Here is a 19,323-nt window from a genome sequence, read left to right as displayed (position 1 = left end):
CCCATCGGTAACGGGGGGCTTGCGCCGCCTCCCTCGCCCCATGCGAGGATTCGGCCACCGTGACTTCCCCGATGGCACTTCCCGACCCCGTCGCGCGCCTGGTGCGCGCGACGGCAGGACGGCGTGCGCTGCAACTGGCGCTGCTGTTCGGCGGGTTGTTCGTCCTCGGGATCGTGTGCGGCGGCCGGGCGCAGGCGGACGGGTTGTCCGACGCGGCTGCCTCAGGTGCCGGTTCCCTCCGGGCGGGGCACGTGGCGGTGCGGGAGCATGTCGCCGATTCCGCGCAGAAGTTGCGCGAGGCGGGTTCCCACGAGGCCCCTGCTCCCACTCCCACGGAACCGGCGAAGCCGACCGCTCCCGCGCAGGCTCGGGAGGCGGCGCCCGCTGTCGACCCCGCACCTGCGCCTACAGCGGAACCGGTTCGGCCCGCCGAGCCGACACCGACCTCGGTCGACGCGCAGCCCGCACCTGGCGTGCAGCACTCGTCTGGCGTGCAGCACTCGTCCGGCGCGAAGCGCCTGGCGCGGCCGCTGCACGACAAGCCCGCCGCACCCACCACACCCGCCACACCCAACGCTCCCGGCGAGCCCACCGGCCCCGCCGGCCCCACCCACCCCGCCGATCCCGCCACCCCCACCACACCCGTGCGGGCGTACCTCGCTGATCCGCTGCGGCAGCACATCGAGGCGCTCGGGGGCGACCAAGGGCGCCTGCGTTCCGCCGTCGACGCGCTGCGGTATCTGACGGCGCCGGTCGGTGCCACCGTGCGCCAGGTGGCGGGGCCCGTCGAGGAGTTGGCGACGCGTGCCGTCGCGGAGCTCGTCGGTGCGGTGCCGGAGCAGCTGACGCACGGTCGACTCGGCGGGATCATCGGCATCGTGGACCCCGCCGACCCCCGGCCCGAGTCGCCCGCCGCGACCGCACCGCAGCAGTCGGACGCCCCGGCGGCGCACGGCGACCGGCCCGCCGTCACGGCCGAGGACCGGGCCCACGCCGTGGTGAGCGGCCCGCAGGCGTACGACGTCGCGCGGTTCGGCGACGTAGAGAAGGCGGAAGCGGGTGCGCGGGCCGAGGCGGGGCCCGAGTCGCCCGTCGTGCCGCAGCGTCCCGACGGTGTGCCGTCGGCCGGCGCGAGCGCGGGCGACGGCGGTTCGTCGCGCCACGGTGATCTGCACGCGGCGGCGTTCGGCGGCCGTGCGCCCGTACTGCTCGCGTCCGGCGCCACGGCGTCCGCGGGCACCTCGCCGGTGGTCGACCGGCTTCGCGACATTCCCGAATTCCCCGGCTAGGGCGGACCAGCTCCCCGCTCGTGACCTGCCACGCGGGGGTGGAACAGGTCTGCCCAGTCGTGAAGTGAATTCGAAGGAACTGACGTACCCATGAACAAGAACATCCGCCGCTCCATCGTGATAGCCGCCGGCGTCTCCGGCGCCTGGGCCCTCGGCTCCGCCGTGGCCAGCGCCGACGAGCTGCCCGCGCACTCGCTGTCCGTGCCGGACGTCGCAGGCGACACCGTCTCCGACGTGCAGGACACCACCTCGCAGGTGACCGACAAGGTCACCGACAACCAGGTCACCGGCAACCAGGTCACCGACCGTGTCACCGACAAGGTCGGCCACGCCCAGGTCGCCAACAAGGCCAAGGCCGCCACCCAGCACGCCAAGGCGCAGGTCCAGTCGAAGGCCCACCAGGTCCAGGCCCCGACCGTCGCCGACGTCAAGGACGAGGCCGGCAAGGCCGCCGGGCACGTCGCCGACGCCCAGCAGCGCGTGGCCGACGCCCAGGAGGGTGTCGACTACCTGTTCGGCCCGCTCGAAGCGTTCGCCCCGCAGCTCCAGCAGCAGCTGACGCAGGCCGCGGCCCAGGCCCCCGCCTACGTACAGGACAACGCGCAGGGCACCGCCCAGGGCGCAGTCGACAACGTCCGTACGAACACCGGCCCGGCCGTCGGCGAGACCGCCGACGCCGTGCTCCCGCCCCTCGCCAACACCGCCGTGCAGGGCGTGCTCCCGGTCGCCGGCCAGGCCGTCGGCGACGTGACCACCCTGGCGGGCGGCGCGGTCGGCGACGTGACGCCGTTCGCGCAGACCGTGGTCGGCGACAACGTCGCGCCCTTCGCCATCGGTGTCACCGGCCAGGTCCAGCCGCTGGCCCAGGGCGTGGCCGGCGACAACGTGGCGCCGTTCGCGCAGAGCGTGGTCGGCAACGACGTCACCCCGTTCGCGGGCGGCGTCGTCGACGCGGTCCAGCCGCTCGTGCAGACGGTCGTCGACCACGTGCAGCCCGTCGTGCAGGGTGTCGGCACCAGCGCGCACGGCCTGGCGCAGGGCGTCACCGGCGATGTCACCCCGTTCGCGCAGGGTGTCGTCGGCGACAACGTGGCCCCGTTCGCGCAGTCCGTGGTCGGCGACAACGTGACGCCGCTGGCCGGTGGCGTGACCCACGAGGTCGCCCCGTTCGCGCAGGACCTGACCGGCACCGTCCGCGCCGACGCCCAGCCGCTCGCGGGCAACGCCGTCTCCGGCGTGCAGGGTGTCACCGGTTCCGTCGCGCCCAGCTACCTGCCCGGCGTCTGACCGACGGAGTCGTGCCCGGTCGGCCGAAAGCCATCGGCCGGACCGGGTCGCTTTCCGTGCATGACGGCGGGTGGTCCGCTTGGGGACGTGACCACCCGCTGACCTGCGGCCTCACCGAGCGCACCCCCGCTCGGTGAGGCCGCTTCCGTATGCCAGGAGCTTTGGCAGTGCCGCAGATAGCGCCACAAAAGGGGCGCTCTGTGATGGGTATCACCGCTCAGGTGTGATCTGCGATTTAGAAGCCGCCGCTGAGCGGCGATAACCTGCGAGACGGACATGCCGCGTACTCGGTCACCGTGTACGCCTCCCTAGTGACAGCGAAGTGGCGTCAGCGACAGCGTTCGTCACGTGTGACAGCGGAGTCACGTTGCCCCTCGCGGCACGCCCACGCAGATAACGAACCGCGAGATCACTGATAGGGACGGACGCGCGTGGACCTGTTCGAGTACCAGGCGAGGGACCTCTTCGCCAAGCACGGTGTACCGGTGCTGGCCGGTGAAGTCATCGACACGCCTGAGGCGGCCCGCGAGGCGACCGAGCGTCTTGGCGGCAAGTCCGTCGTCAAGGCGCAGGTGAAGGTCGGCGGCCGCGGCAAGGCCGGCGGCGTGAAGCTGGCTGCCACCCCCGACGAGGCCGTGCAGCACGCGACCAACATCCTCGGCATGGACATCAAGGGCCACACGGTCCACAAGGTGATGATGGCCGAGACGGCTCCGGAGATCACGGAGGAGTACTACGTCTCCTTCCTCCTGGACCGCACCAACCGCACCTTCCTCTCCATCGCCTCCGTCGAGGGCGGCGTGGAGATCGAGGAGGTGGCGGCCACCCGCCCGGAGGCCGTCGCCAAGACGCCGATCGACGCCAATGAGGGCGTGACCCCCGAGGTCGCCCGCAAGATCGTCACGGACGCCAAGTTCCCGGCCGAGGTCGCCGACCAGGTCGCCGAGATCCTTCAGACGCTGTGGAAGACCTTCATCGCCGAGGACGCGCTCCTCGTCGAGGTCAACCCGCTCGCGAAGGTCGCCTCCGGCAAGGTCATCGCCCTCGACGGCAAGGTGTCGCTGGACGAGAACGCCGACTTCCGGCACTCCGACCACGAGGCGCTTCAGGACAAGGACGCGGCCGACCCGCTCGAGGCCGCTGCCAAGGAGAAGGGCCTCAACTACGTCAAGCTCGACGGCGAGGTCGGCATCATCGGTAACGGTGCCGGTCTGGTCATGTCGACGCTGGACGTCGTCGCGTACGCCGGTGAGAACCACGGCAACGTGAAGCCGGCCAACTTCCTCGACATCGGTGGCGGCGCCTCCGCCCAGGTGATGGCGAACGGCCTGGAGATCATCCTCGGCGACACCGACGTCAAGTCGGTCTTTGTCAACGTCTTCGGCGGCATCACCGCTTGCGACGAGGTCGCCAACGGCATCGTCCAGGCGCTTGCCCTCCTTGAGGAGAAGGGCGAGAAGGTCGAGAAGCCGCTCGTCGTCCGCCTCGACGGCAACAACGCCGAGCTGGGTCGCAAGATCCTCTCCGACGCCAACCACCCGCTGGTGCAGCGCGTGGACACCATGGACGGCGCGGCCGACAAGGCCGCCGAGCTCGCGGCCGCGAAGTAAGGACGAGGGACTAAACAGCCATGGCTATCTTCCTCAACAAGGACAGCAAGGTCATCGTCCAGGGCATGACCGGTGCCACGGGCATGAAGCACACCAAGCTCATGCTCGCCGACGGCACGAACATCGTCGGCGGCGTGAACCCGCGCAAGGCCGGTACGTCGGTCGACATCGACGGCAATGACATCCCGGTCTTCGGCTCGGTCGCCGAGGCGATCGAGAAGACGGGCGCCAACGTGTCCGTGCTCTTCGTCCCGCCGGCCTTCTCCAAGGCCGCCGTGGTCGAGGCGATCGACGCCGAGATCCCGCTCGCCGTGGTGATCACCGAGGGCATCGCCGTCCACGACTCCGCCGCGTTCTACGCGTACGCGAAGTCGAAGGGCGACAAGACCCGCATCATCGGCCCGAACTGCCCCGGCCTCATCACGCCGGGCCAGTCGAACGCCGGCATCATCCCGGGCGACATCACGAAGCCGGGCCGCATCGGCCTGGTCTCGAAGTCCGGCACGCTGACGTACCAGATGATGTACGAGCTCCGTGACATCGGCTTCTCGTCCGCCGTCGGCATCGGTGGCGACCCGGTCATCGGCACGACGCACATCGACGCGCTCGCCGCGTTCGAGGCCGACCCCGACACCGACCTGATCGTCATGATCGGTGAGATCGGCGGCGACGCCGAGGAGCGCGCGGCCGACTACATCAAGGCCAACGTGACGAAGCCGGTCGTCGGCTACGTCGCCGGCTTCACGGCGCCCGAGGGCAAGACCATGGGCCACGCCGGCGCCATCGTCTCCGGCTCCTCCGGCACCGCGCAGGCGAAGAAGGAGGCCCTTGAGGCCGCCGGCGTCAAGGTCGGCAAGACGCCGACCGAGACGGCGGAGCTGGCCCGCGGGATCCTCTCGTAACCAGCTGTTCTTCACCAGCTGTTCTACGCAGCTCAGTGGGCCCGCACCGGTGACGGTGCGGGCCCACTGGCGTTGCGCCACGCGCGCTATTCGGTTCTCGGCGCGAGCCGCTCGGGCCCTCCGCCCAGCCGCTCCCGCAGCTCCTTGCGCAGCTCCAGATCCGCGGGCGTCAGCGGCTCGGGACCGGTCAGCGGTGGTACGCCGGCGATCGGCGAGCCCGGCGCGGGGACCGGCTCGTAGTGCGTGGGCGCCACCCGCACGGTCAGCGCCGTCGCGCCGATGATGAAGACCGTGAACGTGACGGCCGCCCGCGTCCAGAACCGGGTGCGCCGCTCGCTGCCGCTGCGCACCACCGTGGAGACCGGCGCGTCCAGCTTCTCCGAGCCCGCCAGCTCCGTGAGCCGCCGGTGCAGCTGCTCGGGAACCCCGAGGTCGGGCAGCCGCTGGGCGACCGCCTCACGGGCGTGCAGGATGCGGTTGGCGGCGGCCGGTGTGCTGGCCTCCGTCTCCGCCGCGGTGTCCGGCAGATCCAGGCCCACCCCGTCGTACAGCAGCAGCGTGCGCCGGTAGACGGGCGGCAGGCCGAGCAGGACGCCGAGCAGCTCGCGGTCCTCCGGGGTGGCCGGCGGGGCCTCCGGCTGGCGCTTGCCCGGACGCAGGCTGTGCCACGGCGACATCGCGTACTCGTACGCCGCCGCGCGCACCCAGCCCGCCGGGTCCGGGTCGACCGCCACCTCGGGCCAGTTCTGCCAGGCCTGCTGGAAGGCGCGCTCGACGGCCTCGCGGGCGAGGATCCTGCGACCGGTGAGCAGATAGGTCTGCCGGACGAGGAACGGCGCGGCGTGCGTGTAGAGCGCGTCGAAGGCCTCGGCGGCGGTACGGGCGCGGGGTGGCGCGGTGGCGGTGGCGGTGGCTGTGCCCCCCGCTGTCCCTGCTGTCGGCGGCGCGGGTTCTTGTATCGCGGCAGCCCTCGGTGTGGTCGCCACCGGGGCCGGCTCCTCCGTCGTGGTCAGCTCCGCCAGAAGGCGTGCGTACGCCTCCCGCTTCTGACCCTTTGGAGTGGTGCGGCCGGATTCCCAGCGGCGGACGGTTTCGGGTGTCACGCCGACCAGCTCGGCGACCTGGTCCCGGGAGAGCGAGCCGGCCTCGCGGAGCCTGCGGCGCTCCTTGGGCGGCGGCAGTGGGGTGGCAGCGCCCTGCGTCATCGTGAACTCCACACACCCTTTCGTGCGAAAAAGAACATAAACGTATCTTGTGCGACACATCCGGGCTTCGCCTGTTGCGCGAGGTAAGGGCGTGTCGTTGGGAGCATGGTCCGGTGACCCAAATGACCGGCCTTGGACTGTCGTTGCCCCTGCTTCTGACCCGGCTGCGGGAACGGGCCCCGGGCCCCGTCGGGGCCGCGCTGCGCGGGGCCCTCGCCGCGGGGCTCGGGCTCGGGGCGTGCGCCGTGCTCGTGATGGTGCTGTGGATCAGCTCGCCGTTCCCCGACAGCGGGCCCGGCGGCGCACTGCACACCGCCGCCGCGCTGTGGATCCTGGCGCACGGCGCCGAAGTGATCAGAACGGACACCCTGTCCGGGGTGCCCGCCCCGCTGGGAGTCGGACCACTGCTGCTGCTCGCGCTGCCCGCGTGGCTGGTGCACCGGGCGGCGCGGGACGCGGCGGAGGAGTCCGAGTCCGTGGCGGGCGTCTGGGCCGGGGTCGCGGTCGGCTATCTGTCGGTGGCGGCCGCGGCGGCGTACTACTGCGCGGGCGGTGAGCTGCGCCCCTCGTGGGTGAGCTGCGTGGCGCATCTGCTCGTGCTCGCGGTGGCCGCGGCCGGGTTCGGGGTGTGGACGGCGCACGGGCGGCCGTACGGTCCGCTGCCGGGGCGGCTGTCGGGACTGCTCCCGGAGGGGTTCGTACGGGAGGTGGCGCCGGTCGCCGTGCGGGCGGCGGTGGCCGGGGTACTGGCGCTGGTCGCGGGCGGGGCGCTGCTGGTGGCCGGGATGCTCGTGTGGCACGGGGAAGCGGTGCGGGAGTCGTTCCTGCAGCTCACGGGGGCCTGGTCGGGGCGGCTCGCGGTGCTGCTGCTCTGCGCGGGGCTTGTGCCGAACGCCGCGATCTGGGGGGCCGCGTACGCGCTCGGGCCCGGGGTCGTGCTCGGCGTCGGGCACACCGTGGGGCCGCTGGGGAGCTCGGGGGCGGCGATGCTGCCCGCGTTTCCGCTGCTCGTCGCGGTGCCGAAGGCCGGGGACGGGGCGCCGCTCACCTGGGCCGTGGGGGCGGTCCCCTTCGTGGCGGCGGTGGTCGTCGCGGGGTTCGTCGTGGCGGCGGGAACCGGGTGGACGTGGCGGCGGATCGCGGGCGGGGTGGCCGTGGCCGGAGTGCTGTGCGGGGTGGCGATGGGGTGCCTCGCCGGGGCCGCAGGTGGGGCCCTCGGGCGGTCGGCGCTCGCGGAGTTCGGGCCTGTGGGGTGGGTGACCGGGGCGGTGGCCGCGGGATGGGTCTGCGCGGTGGGGGTGCCGGTGGGGTCGGCGGTGTGGTGGTGGCGGGAGCGGAGGAACCGGGCGGCTGCGGTCGAAGCCGAACCGGTGCCGACGGAGGAGCCGGCACCGGCGGTGAGGACGGAGGAAGCGGCGGAGGCACGGAAGGACGAGTCCTTCGCCCTCTACGACTTCTTCGACGACGAGCCGCGTTCTTCGAGCCCCGCCGGCGATTGACGAACGGGGTCCGGATCAGCGCTCGCCGAGGAGGGGCCGCAGCTCCTTCGGCAGAAGGTCCTCACAGCCCTTCTGCGCCGCGCTGGTCAACGCGTCCGTGCGGCACTCGTAGTAGTCGCTGTAGACCATCTTCGCCGTGAACAGTGACGCCACCATCGCGAGCGCGAGCGCACCCGTGACCAGACCGCTGATCGCCGCCGTCGTCTGCGGGCGCGTGGTGTCGGAGCCCGCGGGGCGGGGTGTCGCGGGGGCCGGGGCGTCCGGGTCCGCCGGGCGGGACTTCATGCGCAGCGCGCTGACGCCCCAGTACAGGGCGAGTACGCCGAGCAGCAGCGCCACGTACGGCCAGCTGAACAGGGCGAAGAAGAAGCCCCACATGCCGGAGAGCAGCGCGTAGCGCGCGCGGCGCTGGACCGGGTCCGTCGGGTCCCAGCGCATGCCGCCGGGGCCGGGGCCCTGCCCGCCGTTCTGCCCCTCGGGGCCGCCGCTCCCGCCGCTGCCCGGCCGGTCGCCGAAGCGGCCGCCCCCCTTGGCGCGGCCCGGCTGACGGTCGCTCCACTGGCCGCCCCAGGGCGCGCTGCCCCCGCCCTTTCCGGAACCGGATCCCGAGTCGGAGTCCGAGCCCTCCGGGTGGCGCGGCTGCCACGGCCTGTCGGGCGCGTCCTCGGCCGGCGGTGCGAACGGATTGCTGTCCCTGGTGTCGTCCGATTCCTTGGACGGCGGCGACGGCGGCGTGGGTCGGCCTTCGCGCGGCAGGACGGCGCCGGTGGGCAGCGTGAGGCGAAGGCTTCGGTCCGGCATCAGATGTGCGTCTTCCCCTAGGTCGTCGGTCACGGGGCCGCTGACGCGGCCCGGCGTGGCGTTCTTCACGTCAACGTCCGATGGCCGCTCAGCGTTCCGTTCCGCCGACGCTACCTGTAGACCCGCCCGTCTCCCGCCGCCGCCCTTGCAAAGTATTGCTGCGCAATGCCCCTCCCGATCCCCCGTCCCGTGGGGGCCGTCGGCCGTGCCGGTATCGTTGCAGCCGGTCGGCCGCTTCGTAGGGTTCCCCGTATCGGGGAAGGCGAAGCGTTCGTGCGAACGCACAAGATGCGCCGCGCGCCGACCGCGCAACGTAGCTCCCCTAGAAAGGGCCCCGTCGTGGCCAAGGCCAAGCGCCTCGTCGTGCTGGTCTCCGGATCAGGAACGAATCTGCAGGCACTCCTCGATGAGATCGCGGTGCGGGGGGCCGACGCGTACGGCGCCGAGATCGTGGCCGTCGGCGCGGACCGGACGGGCATCGTCGGCCTGGAGCGCGCCGAGCGCGCGGGTCTGCCCACGTTCGTGTGCCGCGTGAAGGACCACGCCACCCGCGAGGAGTGGGATCGCGCGCTCGCCGAGGCCACGGCCGCGTACGAGCCGGACCTCGTGGTCTCCGCGGGGTTCATGAAGATCGTGGGCAAGGAGTTCCTGGCCCGCTTCGGCGGGCGGTTCGTGAACACGCACCCGGCCCTGCTGCCCAGTTTTCCCGGTGCGCACGGTGTGCGGGACGCGCTCGCGTACGGCGCCAAGGTCACCGGATGCACCGTTCACTTCGTCGACGACGGCGTCGACACCGGCCCGATCATCGCCCAGGGCGTGGTCGAGATCCGGGACGAGGACGACGAAAGCGCTCTGCACGAGCGCATCAAGGAAGTCGAGCGCACGCTGCTCGTCGATGTCGTGGGGCGGCTCGCCCGTAACGGCTTCAGCATTGAGGGACGAAAGGTAGTCACCCCGTGACCGCGGAAAACACCGCCGGAACCGCCGGAACCAACAAGCGACCCATCCGCCGGGCGCTCGTCAGCGTCTACGACAAGACCGGTCTGGAAGAGCTCGCGCGCGGGCTCCACGAGGCGGGCGTCGAGCTGGTCTCCACCGGCTCCACCGCTGGGAAGATCGCCGGCGCCGGGGTGCCGGTCACCAAGGTGGAGGAGCTCACCGGGTTCCCCGAGTGTCTCGACGGCCGCGTGAAGACCCTGCACCCGAAGGTCCACGCCGGGATCCTCGCCGACCTGCGCCTGGAGGACCACCAGAAGCAGCTCGCCGACCTCGGCGTGAAGCCCTTCGACCTGGTGATCGTGAACCTGTACCCGTTCCGGGAGACCGTCGCCTCGGGCGCCACCCCGGACGAGTGCGTCGAGCAGATCGACATCGGCGGCCCCTCGATGGTCCGCGCCGCCGCCAAGAACCACCCGTCGGTCGCCATCGTCACCAGCCCCGAGCGGTACGCGGGTGTCCTCGCGGCCGTCAAGGACGGCGGCTTCGACCTCGCCACCCGCAAGCGCCTCGCCGCCGAGGCGTTCCAGCACACGGCGTCGTACGACGTGGCGGTGGCCAGCTGGTTCGCCGACGACTACGCCGCCGCCGACGACTCCGGCTTCCCGGACTTCATCGGCGCCACGTACGAGCGCAAGAACGTCCTGCGCTACGGCGAGAACCCGCACCAGGGCGCGGCCCTCTACGTAGACGGCACGCGCGGCCTCGCCGAGGCCGAGCAGCTGCACGGCAAGGAGATGTCGTACAACAACTTCACGGACACGGACGCCGCGCGCCGTGCCGCGTACGACCACGCCGACCCGTGCGTCGCGATCATCAAGCACGCGAACCCCTGCGGCATCGCGGTCTCCTCGAACGTCGCGGAGGCGCACCGCAAGGCCCACGCCTGTGACCCCCTGTCCGCGTTCGGTGGTGTCATCGCCGTGAACCGGCCGGTCACCAAGGAGATGGCGGAGCAGGTCGCCGAGATCTTCACCGAGGTCATCGTCGCGCCCGACTACGAGGACGGCGCCCTCGAAGCCCTCACCAAGAAGAAGAACATCCGCGTGCTGCGCGCCCCGAACGGGCCGTCCGCGAAGGTCGAGACGAAGCAGATCGACGGCGGCGCGCTCCTTCAGGTGACGGACCGTCTCCAGGCCGACGGGGACAACCCGGCGAGCTGGACGCTCGCGACCGGCGACGCCCTGTCGCAGGGTGAGCTGGACGAGCTGGCGTTCGCCTGGAAGGCCTGCCGCGCGGTCAAGTCCAACGCGATCCTGCTCGCCAAGGACGGCGCGTCCGTCGGCGTCGGCATGGGCCAGGTCAACCGCGTGGACTCCGCGAAGCTCGCCGTCGAGCGGGCCGGCGAGGAGCGGGCGCGCGGCTCGTACGCCGCGTCCGACGCGTTCTTCCCGTTCCCGGACGGCCTGGAGATCCTGACGGCCGCGGGCGTCAAGGCCGTGGTCCAGCCGGGCGGTTCGGTCCGCGACGAGCTGGTCGTCGAGGCCGCGAAGAAGGCGGGCGTGACGATGTACTTCACCGGCACGCGCCACTTCTTCCACTGATCGACGGAGAGGCGGGGTCCCGTACGCACGTGTACGGGACCCCGCCTCTCCGTATGTCCGCTCGGCGTCAGCCCTTCACGTTCACGACGACCGTGCCCGCGACCTTGTCGTGCCAGCCCTGGTTGCGCTTGTTGCCGTCCCAGAACGGGGACAGGTAGACGAGCAGCGCGCCGATGCCGCAGAAGAGCCCGCCGACCATCGGGATCACCCAGCGCAGGAAGCCCGCGCCGACGCCCGGCTTCGCACCGGTCTCCAGCTTCAGGACGCGGATGCCGACCGCCAGCTTGCCGAGCGTGCCGCCGACGAGGCCGATCATCAGGACCTCGTAGAGCAGCACGAGCACCATGAACACGGCCGCCATCGGCAGGATCTCGGAGTACCAGTCCATCACCGCGTCGTTCACGCAGGTGCTGTCCGTCGAGGAGCAGGCCTCGACGGAGTCCATCAGGTCGGGGATCTTCGCCCCGAGGACGATCGCGTAGATCACCGAGAAGATGAGCCCGTCGATCAGGCGTGCGCCGAAGCGGCGGCCCATCGACGCGAGCGGCGGCACACCGGCCGGGCCCGCGGGCTGCTGCGGGTAGCCGCCGTACTGCTGCTGCTGCCCGTACGGCTGGCCGGGCGGCTGCTGCTGCGGGTAGCCGTAGTTCTGCGGCGGGACGCCCTGCGGGGCCTGCTGGCCGTACGGGTTGTTCTGCGGCGGCTGCTGCTGGCCGTACGGGTTGTTCGGGTCGCCGAAACTCATGGCGGGTTCCTCCGGTGATGGCAAACGGGGACGACGCGGACTGACGGAGGAGTGAACAGCCATGCGTCGTGATGCGGCCGCCTGAGCGGATCTTCCCCCCTGCCGCTGCCCGCGGCACACTGCGGGGATCATGCTCGTAAACCGGACACCCTCCTGTCCAGTGGGCGCCGCAGGCCGTTGTGCAAGTGCAACTTGGGTGAATCACCGCCGCCCTGAAACAATGGCGGCATGACCGCCCAGATTCTCGATGGCAAGGCCACCGCAGCCGCGATCAAGTCCGATCTGACCGCCCGCGTGGCGGCGCTGAAGGAGAAGGGGGTCATGCCGGGGCTCGGCACGATCCTCGTAGGGGAGGACCCCGGAAGCCAGAAGTACGTCGCCGGAAAGCACCGTGACTGCGCGCAGGTCGGCATCGCGTCGATCCAGCGCGAGCTGCCCGCGACGGCCACGCAGGGCGAGATCGAGGCCGTCGTCCGCGAGCTCAACGAGGACCCGGCCTGCACCGGCTACATCGTCCAGCTGCCGCTGCCCAAGGGCATCGACGAGAACCGCGTCCTGGAGCTGATGGACCCGGACAAGGACGCCGACGGCCTGCACCCCATGAACCTCGGCCGCCTCGTCCTCAACGAGCCGGCGCCGCTGCCCTGCACCCCGTACGGCATCATCACGCTGCTCCGGAAGCACGGCGTGGAGATCAAGGGCGCCGAGGTCGTCGTCGTCGGCCGTGGCGTCACCATCGGCCGGCCGATGCCGCTGCTGCTCACCCGCAAGTCCGAGAACGCCACGGTGACGCAGTGCCACACCGGCACCCGTGACCTGTCCGCGCACCTCAAGCGGGCCGACATCGTCGTGGCCGCCGCGGGCGTGCCGCACCTGATCAAGCCCGAGGACATCAAGCCGGGCGCCGCCGTGCTCGACGTCGGCGTCTCGCGCGACGAGAACGGCAAGATCGTCGGCGATGTGCACCCCGGCGTCACCGAGGTCGCGGGCTGGATCTCGCCGAACCCCGGTGGTGTGGGGCCGATGACCCGTGCCCAGCTCCTCGTGAACGTGGTCGAGGCCGCCGAACGGGACGCGAACGGTGTCGGCTGAGGCGGCCGGGAGCGCGGCGATGGGCGCCGCCGAAGGCGCCCCGGCCTCGCCCGAAGACGCCTCCCAGGACTCGAAGAAGGCCGGCAGCCGGCGCTTCCCGCGGATCACGCGCGACACCGCGCGCCCGGAGGGCGGCGGCCGGGCGGCCGGCGGGGACGCGCCCGCGCCCGCCCGCCAGTGGCCGCTGATCGCCGTTCTCACGGTGACCGCGCTCGGGCTGCTGCTGACCGCCTTCGGTCTGTTCCGCGTCGGCACGATGCTGGTGGGCGTCGCGCTGATCGGCGGGGCCGTGCTGCGCTGGCTGCTGCCGGACGTCGGGATGCTGGCCGTGCGCTCGCGCTTCACCGACATGATCACGTGCGCGGGCCTCGGCATCGTCATCGTGCTGCTGGCGATGATGGCGCAGCCCGACCCGTGGCTGACGATTCCGTTTCTTCAGGACACCCTGCACTTCACGGTGCGGTGAGCCGTCGGTGAGCCACTGACGACCCCAAGTGACAGGCGGGGCCTCCATGATGGAGGCCCCGCCTCCTTTTGTGGTGATCTCCGGCACGTTCTCGGGGTTTTCCGTACACAAGGCCCGGTGCACGCTGTCGAATGACCCCATACGCCCCCGGACCGGGAACTGACATCCTGGTTTCCCGCATCCCAATGGGTAGCCACTGGGGGCCGAAGCGCGACGCGCGGCGCGGGGGAACAGGGCTCGCGGGGGGAATAGGGGGAAGGGCGATATGCCTCGTTGGAAGGCGCTTCCGGATGAACTCGACCCACAGGTCAGGGAGTTCGCCGGGCAGCTGCGCCGACTTGTGGACCGCAGCGGCCTGGGGATCGCCGCACTCGCGGACCGTACCGGGTACAGCAGGACGTCGTGGGAGCGGTATCTGAACGGGCGGCTGCTCGCGCCCAAGGGCGCCATCGTCGCGCTCGCCGAGGTGACCGGCACCAATCCCGTGCATCTGACGACGATGTGGGAGCTCGCGGAGCGCGCGTGGAGCCGTTCCGAGATGCGCCACGACATGACCATGGAGGCCATCCGGATATCCCAGGCGCGGGCCGCGCTGGGCGAGTTCGGGGGGCCCGCACAGGCCACACAGACCAAACCCGCCAAGCCGGCGAAGCAGACCAGACCGGCGAAGCAGACCGGACCGGCCAGGCAGGACGGGGTGCGGAGCCCGTCCGTGCCGCCGCAGGCGAAGGCGCCGAGCGTGGACCAGTTCGGTCCCGCTCCCGTGCTGCCGCCGCAGGAGCCGCCTCGGGGCGCGGTGCCGGGCGGCGGGGGCGGCAGGCGCCGGCTGCTGATGTTCGGGGCCGGGGCCCTGGGCGCGGCCCTGATCGTCGCCATCGGCTTCTTCGCGCTCAGGGGGACCGGGGGCGGCGGGGACGAGGCCAGGAAGTCGCCGTCGCCGAGCGCGAGCGCCACCCAGCTGCCCGAGGGCGTCAAGTGCGTGGGCGCGGGCTGCGGCGGCAAGGACCCGGAGGCCATGAACTGCGGCGGCGACCTCGCGCTGAACTCGAAGGACGCCGTGATCGGCACGGTCACCGTCCAGGTCCGCTACAGCAAGACGTGCAAGGCGGCCTGGGCCCGGATCCAGGGCGCGGCGCCCGGTGACGCCGTGCAGTTGCAGAAGGGGTCCGCGTTCTCGAAGAAGGGCACGGTCAGGGCCTCGGACACGGACGCGTACACGCCGATGATGTCCGTGGACGCGGCCTCCGACGTCAAGGCGTGCGCGACGCTCGCGAGCGGGCAGAAGGGCTGCACCGAGTAGGGCCCTTCCGGCGGATCTCCGCACGGACGGGGCAGGGGCGAGGCATGGGCGCGCCGCTTCGGGGAAGGCGCAGCACTACCCCCATGGGACACCCCCACGGCGGCCGCCTGAGCCATACTCTCCCGGGCTCGGCGGCCGTCTCTGTGTCCGGACCGTGGCACGGGCGGGAGGGCTGTGGGGCGATCCACATGGACCTGTGGTTCCCGTGCGGGCCGGGCGCGATAGCCTGACGAACGGATCTCTTGATACCAAGAGATCGATCAAATGACCTGCTGTCCTACGGAGAACGCCATGACCCGCACTCCCGTGAACGTCACCGTCACCGGCGCCGCCGGCCAGATCGGCTACGCACTGCTCTTCCGCATCGCCTCCGGCCAGCTGCTCGGCGCGGACGTGCCGGTCAAGCTGCGTCTCCTGGAGATCACCCCGGCGCTCAAGGCCGCCGAGGGCACCGCCATGGAGCTCGACGACTGCGCCTTCCCGCTGCTTCAGGGCATCGAGATCACCGACGACCCGAACGTCGCCTTCGACGGCACCAACGTCGGCCTCCTCGTCGGCGCCCGCCCGCGTACGAAGGGCATGGAGCGCGGTGACCTCCTTGAGGCCAACGGCGGCATCTTCAAGCCGCAGGGCAAGGCCATCAACGACAACGCCGCGGACGACGTCAAGATCCTCGTCGTCGGTAACCCGGCGAACACCAATGCGCTGATCGCCCAGGCCGCCGCCCCGGACGTACCGGCCGAGCGCTTCACCGCGATGACCCGCCTCGACCACAATCGCGCGCTGACCCAGCTCGCGAAGAAGTCGGGCGCCACGGTCGCCGACATCCAGCGCCTGACGATCTGGGGCAACCACTCGGCGACCCAGTACCCGGACATCTTCCAGGCCACGGTCGCCGGCAAGCCCGCCATCGAGGCCATCGGCAACGACGAGAAGTGGCTGGCCGAGGACTTCATCCCGACCGTCGCCAAGCGCGGTGCCGCGATCATCGAGGCCCGTGGCGCGTCCTCGGCCGCCTCCGCCGCCAACGCCGCGATCGACCACGTCCACACGTGGGTCAACGGCACGGCCGAGGGCAACTGGACCTCCATGGGCATCCCGTCGGACGGCTCGTACGGCGTTCCGGAGGGCATCATCTCGTCCTTCCCCGTCACCACGAAGGACGGCAAGTACGAGATCGTCCAGGGCCTGGAGATCAACGAGTTCTCGCGTACGCGCATCGACGCGTCCGTGCAGGAGCTCGTGGACGAGCGCGAGGCCGTGCGCGGCCTGGGCCTCATCTGATCCGCACACTCTGGGCGGCTGCCCCTCGGACACTCCGGTGTCCGAGGGGCAGCCGCTTTTCTGTGGTCGCACCACACGTCATGCGGAGTATCCAGTTCTGGATGTCAGCGTGACGTCTTATGCTTCTCCTTCACCAACTGCCGCACGAACACGGGCAGTTCGAACAGTCATCATCGATGGCATCGGGGGAGTGGTGTGAGCACCGCCTATGTACCGCAGCAGTCGTCATCCGGGGCCGACGTCGGAGCGGTGGGACCGCCCCCGCCGGCGAAACCGCCGCACGCCAGCGAGGCCACGCGGCTGCTCTGCGCAGGCGCCTATCTCGACCAGGGGTACCGGGACCGGGTCATCGAGCAGCTGCATCTGCACGAGCAGCGCATCGTGGCGCCCTCGCTCGGCTTCGACGCGGCCCGCGTCCTCGCGCACGCGTTACGCGCCCGGCGGATCGAAGTGGCCTGGTCCTGGGCCGTGCTCGGCCTGTGGGCCGTGGGGCTGCCGCTGACCGACTACTGGATCCTCGCGTTCCTGCTGCCGTCCGCGATGCTCGCGCTCGGCGTCTGGATCCGCGGGCCCGGCAAGCAGCCGGTCTACCGCCGGGTGATCGCCTGGTACGTGCGCTGGTGGGGCCGGATCCTGCTGGCGCTGCTGCTGCTCTCCACGGTGGGCATGGTCACCAGTGGCGGCGACGAGTACGACTACGACAGCTTCTCCTACGAGACCCGATCGACCCTGCGTGACATCCTGCCCGACGTACTGAGCTGGCTGGTCCCCGAGGGCGGCACCGGTTCCAGTGACGCCCTGCACGGCTGGCTCACGCTGCTCCTGCTCGCCCTGATCGCCGGGTGCGTGGGCGCCCAGCGCAGCCAGTTCGCCCGCGCGCTCGGCGGCGAGCTGTCCGAGGCGCGGTTCGGGGACGCGACCGCCGACCCGGCGGAGAGCGCCGAGGGGGCCCGCTTCCAGCGTGTGAAGCGGCGGATCAGGGTCGAGCAGCACGCACCGCTGATCATGTACCACGCGGTCCGCCCGTTCTGCGGGGCGGGTGAACCGGTCGACACCTGGACCCTCGCCGTCGAGCTGCGTCCCGACGGGATGAAGAAGCAGCAGCCGCTCAACAACCGGAAGATCCTGGAGCAGATCCGGCCGCTGCTCGAACAGCTGCGGCTGCCCGCCGAGTTCGCGGGCACCACCGTGCGCGACCGGCTGCGCCGGCTGGAGATCGACGAGTGCGTCTTCCTGCCCGTCGAGGGCCTCGAACACCGGGAGGACGCCCCCTACCGGCCGGACGCGTTCGAGGAGCACCGGGACCGGTCCGTCGAGGAGGGCGCGGAGAAGCGCCGGCACTTCCTGCGGATCCGGGTCGGCGGCTGGGAGGAGGAGCTGGTCGTCACCGTCTTCGTCCGCGTCCACACCCAGGGCCGGATGCTGATGCTGGAGATCGCGCCGCACGTCCTCGCTCCGGTGCGCGAGCCGTTCCAGAACGCGGACCGTGCCGCCCACCAGTTCCGCCACAACAACCCGCTCGGCAAGGCCGCCTGGGCCTTCGCGCGGGTGGCGGGTTCCCCCGTGCGCTCCTTCGTCACCATCGGCCGCTGGGCCGGCTACGGCTGGCACGTGCTCACCGGCGGGTACGGTGGCGCGCTGCCGGACGGCCCCGCCGTGTCGGTGCGTGAGCTCGGCTCGGAGGGCCCCGGCTCGCTGTTCCAGCAGATGGATGTCGAGCGCTACCTCAAGTCGATCCAGGACCGCATCGCGAACGGCGTGCTCCACGCGCTCGCCGAATCCGGCTACCAGACCGGCGAGTTCGTCCAGAAGATCGTGAACATCAGCAGCGGCGGCGTGAACATCGACCGCGTCGAGGACTCCACCTTCGCCGTCGGTTCGCACGCCCGAGCGACCTCGGGAGCGGCCGACGGCACCCCGAAGAAGAAGGGATCCGACGACCATGGCAGCGAATGACGAGCCCTCGGTCTCCATCGGTGACGTCCACGGCAGCACGTTCGCCATCGGCAGCCACGCGCGCGCGGAGAGCCACACGAACAGTGCGCCGCAGAGCGACGAGGCGATGCGGGAGCTGCTGGAGGCGGTGCGTGCGCTGCGCGCGGACCTGCCCCGGCTGCGGGACGACGACGGGCAGCTGAGCACCCTCGACGCCGAGCTCGCCGAGACGGAGGGCGAGATCACCCGCACGGGACGCGCCCCGGCGACCCGGATCGAGCGGCTGCGGGCGCTGCTCGGCGACTCGCAGGCGGTCGTCTCGCTGCTCGCGTCGGCCGGCACGGTGGCCGCGATGCTGGGGAACATGAGATGAGCGGGCGCCACTGGAACGAGGAGACCCAGCGCTGGGAGGAGGCGGGCTCGGGCCCAGGGGCGGTGTCGTCGCCGCCCCCGCCGCGGCCGGAGTTCGCCCCGCCGGCGCCCTGGCCCGGGCCCGTGGACCTGGAGCCGACTCCGCCCCCGCCGCCCGGCCGGACCCGGCGTTTCGCCCTCGTGGTGCTGGGCGCGGCCGTGCTCGGCGCCGCCGTCGCGACGACCGTGGTGCTGCTCGGACGCGGGGACGACCCGCGGCCCGATGCGAAGCCGACCGGGGCGTCCGCGGCCGCCACCAGCTCCGCCCCGGCGCCCACGTCCACGTCCACGTCCACTCCCACCCCCACGCCCACGCCTTCGTCGACCGGCGAGCTTCCCGCCGGGTACCGGCAGGCGGCGGACGAGGCGGGCTTCGCGCTCGCGGTGCCCGAGGGTTGGGACCGCAGCCAGACCAAGAACGGCGTGTTCTACACGTCCCCGGACGAGGCCTCGCTCATCCAGGTCTTCACCATCACGGAGCCGGACACCACCCCGCTCGAATCGCTCCAGGCCGCATCCGGAAACCTTTCGAACGAGCTCTCGAAGGACGGGTACGAGGAGATCTCCCTGGAGGAGACGTCGGCTCCCGAGGAGGCCTCGGAAGAGGTCACCGACGACGCGGCCGAGCTTGTCTACGCGTACGACAGCGAGAAGCTGGGCGCGCGCAGACAGGTGGTCGACTTCTCGTTCACCGCGCAGGACGGCACCCAGTACGCGATGCTCGTCGCCGGTCCGGAGACCGAGTGGCCCCAGCAGCGGGACCGGCTCGCCACCGCGCTGTCGCGGTTCGCGCAGGAGTGACAGGGCGCGGGCGGCCCGCACTGCTCTCACGCAGTGTCGCCGCCCGCGCTCACACAGTGTCGTGACACAGCGCACTTTCGTCCCCGTACGAGCATGCTTGCCATACGTCGGGGCAGGGGCTTCCGACGTCACCGTAGAGAGCGCCGACAGGGCGTT

The 19,323-nt window shown here is 71.7% G+C and carries 17 protein-coding genes; 14 read left to right on the top strand and 3 right to left on the bottom strand.

From position 1 onward, the window contains the following. The first annotated feature begins 71 nt into the window (after positions 1–71). From ACFYWS_RS06610 to sucD, 4 genes are all read left to right on the top strand, one after another. A complete protein-coding gene (locus ACFYWS_RS06610; protein ID WP_389270308.1) occupies positions 72–1,289 on the top strand; it encodes a hypothetical protein in 1,218 nt (405 codons plus the stop codon). Positions 1,290–1,379: 90 nt separating this feature from the next. Beyond that, complete coding sequence (locus ACFYWS_RS06605; protein ID WP_389270305.1) at positions 1,380–2,576, top strand: hypothetical protein; 1,197 nt, start codon at positions 1,380–1,382, stop codon at positions 2,574–2,576. Positions 2,577–3,007: 431 nt separating this feature from the next. Then, complete coding sequence (gene sucC, locus ACFYWS_RS06600) at positions 3,008–4,186, top strand: ADP-forming succinate--CoA ligase subunit beta (RefSeq protein WP_389270302.1); 1,179 nt, start codon at positions 3,008–3,010, stop codon at positions 4,184–4,186. Positions 4,187–4,206: 20 nt separating this feature from the next. Then, positions 4,207–5,088, top strand: coding sequence for a succinate--CoA ligase subunit alpha (gene sucD / locus ACFYWS_RS06595; protein ID WP_389270299.1), 882 nt, complete (start codon positions 4,207–4,209; stop codon positions 5,086–5,088). An 86-nt stretch (positions 5,089–5,174) separates the two neighbouring features. Here the strand turns inward: sucD and ACFYWS_RS06590 are convergent, their stop codons facing one another. Next, a complete protein-coding gene (locus ACFYWS_RS06590) occupies positions 5,175–6,293 on the bottom strand; it encodes a helix-turn-helix domain-containing protein (RefSeq protein WP_389270296.1) in 1,119 nt (372 codons plus the stop codon). A gap of 122 nt (positions 6,294–6,415) precedes the next feature. On the opposite strand from ACFYWS_RS06590, the gene ACFYWS_RS06585 reads away from it, so the two are divergent. Continuing rightward, a complete protein-coding gene (locus ACFYWS_RS06585; RefSeq protein WP_389271737.1) occupies positions 6,416–7,792 on the top strand; it encodes a DUF6350 family protein in 1,377 nt (458 codons plus the stop codon). A gap of 15 nt (positions 7,793–7,807) precedes the next feature. On the opposite strand, the gene ACFYWS_RS06580 is transcribed toward ACFYWS_RS06585, so the two are convergent. Beyond that, positions 7,808–8,593, bottom strand: coding sequence for a hypothetical protein (locus ACFYWS_RS06580; RefSeq protein WP_389270293.1), 786 nt, complete (start codon positions 8,591–8,593; stop codon positions 7,808–7,810). 288 nt (positions 8,594–8,881) lie between these two features. Between ACFYWS_RS06580 and purN the strand changes: the two genes are divergently transcribed. Further along, the gene (gene purN, locus ACFYWS_RS06575; protein ID WP_389271734.1) at positions 8,882–9,553 is read left to right on the top strand and encodes a phosphoribosylglycinamide formyltransferase; all 672 of its coding nucleotides are present in this window, start codon (positions 8,882–8,884) and stop codon (positions 9,551–9,553) included. Continuing rightward, positions 9,550–11,133, top strand: a complete 1,584-nt coding sequence (gene purH, locus ACFYWS_RS06570) for a bifunctional phosphoribosylaminoimidazolecarboxamide formyltransferase/IMP cyclohydrolase (RefSeq protein ID WP_389270290.1) — start codon at positions 9,550–9,552, stop codon at positions 11,131–11,133. The genes purN and purH overlap by 4 nt, the downstream gene beginning before the upstream one ends. 67 nt (positions 11,134–11,200) lie before the next feature. Here the strand turns inward: purH and ACFYWS_RS06565 are convergent, their stop codons facing one another. After that, on the bottom strand, positions 11,201–11,878 hold the full coding sequence (locus ACFYWS_RS06565) for an RDD family protein (protein WP_389270287.1): 678 nt from the start codon (positions 11,876–11,878) through the stop codon (positions 11,201–11,203). A gap of 228 nt (positions 11,879–12,106) precedes the next feature. Here ACFYWS_RS06565 and ACFYWS_RS06560 point away from each other — a divergent pair, with 228 nt between their 5' ends. The 7 genes from ACFYWS_RS06560 to ACFYWS_RS06530 all read left to right on the top strand — a co-directional run bounded on the left by ACFYWS_RS06560 (position 12,107) and on the right by ACFYWS_RS06530 (position 19,167). Continuing rightward, the gene (locus tag ACFYWS_RS06560; protein WP_389270284.1) at positions 12,107–12,970 is read left to right on the top strand and encodes a bifunctional methylenetetrahydrofolate dehydrogenase/methenyltetrahydrofolate cyclohydrolase; all 864 of its coding nucleotides are present in this window, start codon (positions 12,107–12,109) and stop codon (positions 12,968–12,970) included. Between the two features lie 19 nt (positions 12,971–12,989). Next, positions 12,990–13,436, top strand: coding sequence for a DUF3017 domain-containing protein (locus ACFYWS_RS06555; protein WP_389270281.1), 447 nt, complete (start codon positions 12,990–12,992; stop codon positions 13,434–13,436). A gap of 265 nt (positions 13,437–13,701) precedes the next feature. Continuing rightward, positions 13,702–14,736, top strand: a complete 1,035-nt coding sequence (locus ACFYWS_RS06550) for a DUF2690 domain-containing protein (RefSeq protein WP_389270278.1) — start codon at positions 13,702–13,704, stop codon at positions 14,734–14,736. A gap of 291 nt (positions 14,737–15,027) precedes the next feature. Next, positions 15,028–16,020, top strand: coding sequence for a malate dehydrogenase (locus ACFYWS_RS06545; RefSeq protein ID WP_267069475.1), 993 nt, complete (start codon positions 15,028–15,030; stop codon positions 16,018–16,020). A 195-nt stretch (positions 16,021–16,215) separates the two neighbouring features. Next, positions 16,216–17,976 (top strand): hypothetical protein, encoded by a 1,761-nt coding sequence (locus ACFYWS_RS06540; RefSeq protein WP_389270275.1) that lies wholly within the window; start codon positions 16,216–16,218, stop codon positions 17,974–17,976. After that, positions 17,963–18,328, top strand: coding sequence for a hypothetical protein (locus tag ACFYWS_RS06535; RefSeq protein ID WP_389270272.1), 366 nt, complete (start codon positions 17,963–17,965; stop codon positions 18,326–18,328). Before ACFYWS_RS06540 ends, ACFYWS_RS06535 begins: the two co-directional genes overlap by 14 nt. After that, positions 18,325–19,167 (top strand): hypothetical protein, encoded by an 843-nt coding sequence (locus ACFYWS_RS06530; RefSeq protein ID WP_389270269.1) that lies wholly within the window; start codon positions 18,325–18,327, stop codon positions 19,165–19,167. The genes ACFYWS_RS06535 and ACFYWS_RS06530 overlap by 4 nt, the downstream gene beginning before the upstream one ends. Positions 19,168–19,323 lie beyond the last annotated feature (156 nt).

It is taken from the genome of Streptomyces sp. NPDC002795, assembly GCF_042888725.1.
GTDB lineage: Bacteria > Actinomycetota > Actinomycetes > Streptomycetales > Streptomycetaceae > Streptomyces.
Note: the sequence above shows the minus strand (reverse complement) of the source record. Positions and strands in the feature narration are given on the sequence as shown.

Coding starts and splice junctions, on each gene's coding strand:
- sucD (WP_389270299.1), top strand. CDS start 4,207: ATGGCTATCTTCCTCAACAAGGACAGCAAGGTCATCGTCCAGGGCATG.
- ACFYWS_RS06580 (WP_389270293.1), bottom strand. CDS start 8,593: ATGCCGGACCGAAGCCTTCGCCTCACGCTGCCCACCGGCGCCGTCCTG.
- ACFYWS_RS06545 (WP_267069475.1), top strand. CDS start 15,028: ATGACCCGCACTCCCGTGAACGTCACCGTCACCGGCGCCGCCGGCCAG.
- ACFYWS_RS06530 (WP_389270269.1), top strand. CDS start 18,325: ATGAGCGGGCGCCACTGGAACGAGGAGACCCAGCGCTGGGAGGAGGCG.
- ACFYWS_RS06560 (WP_389270284.1), top strand. CDS start 12,107: ATGACCGCCCAGATTCTCGATGGCAAGGCCACCGCAGCCGCGATCAAG.
- ACFYWS_RS06585 (WP_389271737.1), top strand. CDS start 6,416: ATGACCGGCCTTGGACTGTCGTTGCCCCTGCTTCTGACCCGGCTGCGG.
- ACFYWS_RS06605 (WP_389270305.1), top strand. CDS start 1,380: ATGAACAAGAACATCCGCCGCTCCATCGTGATAGCCGCCGGCGTCTCC.
- purN (WP_389271734.1), top strand. CDS start 8,882: ATGCGCCGCGCGCCGACCGCGCAACGTAGCTCCCCTAGAAAGGGCCCC.
- ACFYWS_RS06565 (WP_389270287.1), bottom strand. CDS start 11,878: ATGAGTTTCGGCGACCCGAACAACCCGTACGGCCAGCAGCAGCCGCCG.
- ACFYWS_RS06610 (WP_389270308.1), top strand. CDS start 72: ATGGCACTTCCCGACCCCGTCGCGCGCCTGGTGCGCGCGACGGCAGGA.
- ACFYWS_RS06535 (WP_389270272.1), top strand. CDS start 17,963: ATGGCAGCGAATGACGAGCCCTCGGTCTCCATCGGTGACGTCCACGGC.
- ACFYWS_RS06590 (WP_389270296.1), bottom strand. CDS start 6,293: ATGACGCAGGGCGCTGCCACCCCACTGCCGCCGCCCAAGGAGCGCCGC.
- ACFYWS_RS06550 (WP_389270278.1), top strand. CDS start 13,702: ATGCCTCGTTGGAAGGCGCTTCCGGATGAACTCGACCCACAGGTCAGG.
- ACFYWS_RS06555 (WP_389270281.1), top strand. CDS start 12,990: ATGGGCGCCGCCGAAGGCGCCCCGGCCTCGCCCGAAGACGCCTCCCAG.